Source organism: Nitrosomonas sp. JL21, assembly GCF_009833095.1.
In the GTDB taxonomy this organism is placed as follows: Bacteria; Pseudomonadota; Gammaproteobacteria; order Burkholderiales; family Nitrosomonadaceae; genus Nitrosomonas.
Map to the genome: position 1 here is coordinate 1 of NZ_QRCB01000076.1, position 2082 is coordinate 2082.

General features: G+C 47.0%; 1 pseudogene. It reads left to right on the forward strand.

The features are described 5' to 3' along the window. Positions 1–1195: pseudogene (locus ABF87_RS14560) on the forward strand (IS256 family transposase); the annotation flags it as partial. Positions 1196–2082: the final 887 nt, after the last annotated feature.

Here is a 2082-nt window from a genome sequence, read left to right on the forward strand (position 1 = left end):
ATTCATTGACTGAATTATTAAGGACTGGCGCTCGGCAATTGATCGAGCAAGCCGTTGAAGCAGAATTATCAGAATTTATGAAACAATACGCAGATCAGGTTCTGGGCAATGGCCGCTCAGCCATTGTTCGTAATGGTTACCTGCCTGAGCGGGAGATTCAGACCGGCATTGGGCCGGTGACTGTCAAGATTCCGAAAGTACGGGCTAAAAGCGAAGAAAGGGTGACTTTTCGTTCGGCGCTAGTGCCGCCTTATGTGCGTAAAACGCGCTCTCTGGAAGCGGCACTGCCGTGGTTGTATTTGAAAGGCATTTCAACGGAAGAGATGGGCAGCGCTTTGGAAGTTCTAGTAGGTCCGGGGGCGAAAGGGCTATCTGCCAGTACGGTAGCCAGGCTGAAACAGCGATGGGCAGAGGATTACCGTTACTGGCGTGAAATGCGATTGGACAAGGATCAGTGGGTTTATATTTGGATGGGATTTACAGCGGTCTCAGAGCCGAGGATGCGAAACTGTGCGCGCTGGTTATCATCGGCGTTGATGCCCGTGGGCAGAAGCGTTTTTTGGCGATCGAAGATGGTATGCGGGAATCGACCCAAAGCTGGCGGGAAGTGTTGTTGATGCTCAAGGCCCGCGGCATGAACGCCCCAAAAATGGCAATCGGTGATGGAGCGATGGGCTTTTGGTCAGCCCTTGAGGAAATTTATCCAGACACAAGACATCAACGTTGCTGGCTGCACAAGACCTTGAACGTATTGAACGCGGTGCCTCAATCGATTCAGCCCAGGGTGAAACATTCCTTACACGAAATTTGGCAGGCCGAGACCCGGGAACAGGCTCACCGTGCCTTTGATCTGTTTATCAATACTTTTGAGGCCAAATATCCGAAAGCCACATTGACTTTGCAAAAAGACCGGGATGAACTGCTGGCTTTCTATGATTTTCCGGCTCAGCATTGGCAGAGCCTGAGAACCACGAATCCGATCGAATCGACCTTTGGCACCCTACGCCACCGGACTAAGCGATCAAAAGGCTTTCTGACCCGCAACGGTATGCTGCACATGATGTTTAAGTTGGCTGAATGTGCGCAGAACAAGTGGCGGCGACAACGAGGATTTGACTACCTCGCCAAAGTCATTACAGGAGTCAAATTTATTGATGGTATCGAGGCAGCAACAATAGATCAGAATGCAGCTTGATGAAGTCTCTGAACACCACTTTTGACAATAACTCCAGATTAGGCTCGGCACCGCATAGACGGCATTGAGGACATCGGCGAGAATGCCCTTAAGCCAGTCTTGCCGCAGTTTACCTTCATTTTTCATATGACCAATTGCCGTTCAAATGGCACTTCATGGTTGAATGGTTTTTCTGATCGATTATTTGACGCCGCGATTCTGACTATTGCGACGGATCGTCACTTCCTTAAACCTGCACCGCGATAATCCTTATTAACAAATACGGTTTTGATCTCTGATCGGTCAAGGTGGTGGTCTGTTCAATGGCTTCGCTTAGCTGTGACTATCGTAGGGGATCACTGGCAAACTGCGTATGCCTACCACCAGGACTTCTTTGTGAGTTGTAGCCATCATCAACTTGATACCTATTAATACGGTTGACGCATTTTTTTCATATGTATTCCAATTCCGGGACACACAGACTGTAGAGCTTGTTCTTGTCTGTGGGCATGTGCTCTAACAGTCGTTTGATGCGTTCGAGGATCATGGTCGCTTAGGTGGGCTGAATTTTTCTGGCGATCCAGTTTGCGATCGATGCTCCGCCAGAGCTACGTCCAGATCAGATTTTATCTGAGCAGGCAAATGTGTGCTGCAGGTACATTAGGCGCTAGTAATCAATTGCGGTGAAGTGGCTGGGTGTCCAGTATGCGAAGAATAAATCAGTTCATCGGTCTCAAACACCGATCTAATTAGAATGACCATTCGATGTTTGTGATTAATCAGTTATAAATACTTTAAACACGGCATTTCAAAATTCAAAAAAATTTTGTGTCAATTAGATTTAATATACAATAATTAAATGATTAAACGTTTTTTTCACATATTTATTTCAATTTTGATCGCCAGTA